The organism is Nocardiopsis sp. TRM 82005, from assembly GCF_056312425.1.
Window position 1 is genome coordinate 1 of sequence record NZ_JBWDTQ010000070.1, and the last position, 1,251, is coordinate 1,251.

Genomic DNA, 1,251 nt, shown 5'->3' on the forward strand with positions numbered 1-1,251 from the left:
CCGACGGCCTCCAACGCCTCCTTCTTCGCCGCGGCCGTGCCCGAGGAACCCGACACGATGGCACCCGCGTGGCCCATCGTCTTGCCCTCCGGAGCCGTGAAACCCGCGACGTAACCCACGACCGGCTTGCTCACGTGGTCCTTGACGAACTCCGCCGCACGCTCCTCGGCGTCACCACCGATCTCACCGATCATCACGATCACGTCAGTGTCGGGATCGGCCTCGAACGCCGCCAGGGCATCGATGTGCGTGGTCCCGATGACCGGGTCACCACCGATACCCACCGCCGACGAGAAACCGATGTCACGCAGCTCATACATCATCTGATACGTCAGCGTGCCCGACTTCGAGACCAGACCGATCCGCCCCGGCTTGGTGATGTCGGCCGGAATGATGCCCGCGTTCGACTCACCCGGCGTGATCAGCCCCGGGCAGTTGGGGCCCACGATCCGCGTCTTGTTCCCCGCGGCCTGGGCGTGCGCCCAAAACGCGGCGGTGTCGTGCACCGGGATGCCCTCGGTGATCACCACCGCCAGACCGATCCCCGCGTCCACGGCCTCAAAGACCGCGTCCTTGCAGAACCTGGGCGGAACGAAGATCACGGTGACGTCGGCGCCGGTGGCCTCCATGCCCTCGGCCACCGAGCCGAAGACCGGGACCTCGGAGCCGTCGAAGTCGACCTTCTGGCCCGCCTTGCGCGGGTTCACCCCGCCCACGATCCGTGTGCCCGAGGCGAGCATCCGGCGGGTGTGCTTGGTGCCCTCAGAGCCGGTCATGCCCTGGACGAGTACCTTGCTGTCCTTGTTCAGGAAGATAGCCATGGTGTATCAGTCCCCTACTTAGCCGCGAGTTCGGCGGCCTGCGCCGCGGCGCCGTCCATCGTGTCGACCTGTCGCACGGCCGGGTGGGCGCGCTCGGTGAGAATGCGCCGCCCCAGCTCGGCGTTGTTGCCGTCCAGCCGGACGACCAGCGGCTTGGACACGTCCTCGCCGCGGCTCTCCAGCAGCTCCAGGGCCTGGACGATGCCGTTGGCCACGGCGTCACAGGCGGTGATGCCGCCGAAGACGTTGACGAACACGCTCCTGACCGCTTCGTCGCCCAGGATGATCTCCAGGCCGTTGGCCATCACCTCGGCCGAGGCGCCGCCGCCGATGTCCAGGAAGTTGGCGGGCTTGGCGCCGCCACGGCTCTCGCCGGCGTAGGCGACCACGTCCAGGGTGGACATGACCAGGCCCGCACCGTTGCCGATGA

1 protein-coding gene and 1 pseudogene are annotated in these 1,251 nt (G+C 68.2%); both read right to left on the reverse strand.

Going from position 1 to position 1,251, the window contains the following annotated elements:
- On the reverse strand, positions 1-821 hold an 821-nt coding region (sucD, locus tag AC0T5L_RS27095), incomplete at its 3' end, for a succinate--CoA ligase subunit alpha (protein ID WP_476168329.1).
- A gap of 14 nt (positions 822-835) precedes the next feature.
- Positions 836-1,251 (reverse strand): annotated as a pseudogene (locus AC0T5L_RS27100) (ADP-forming succinate--CoA ligase subunit beta); the annotation flags it as partial.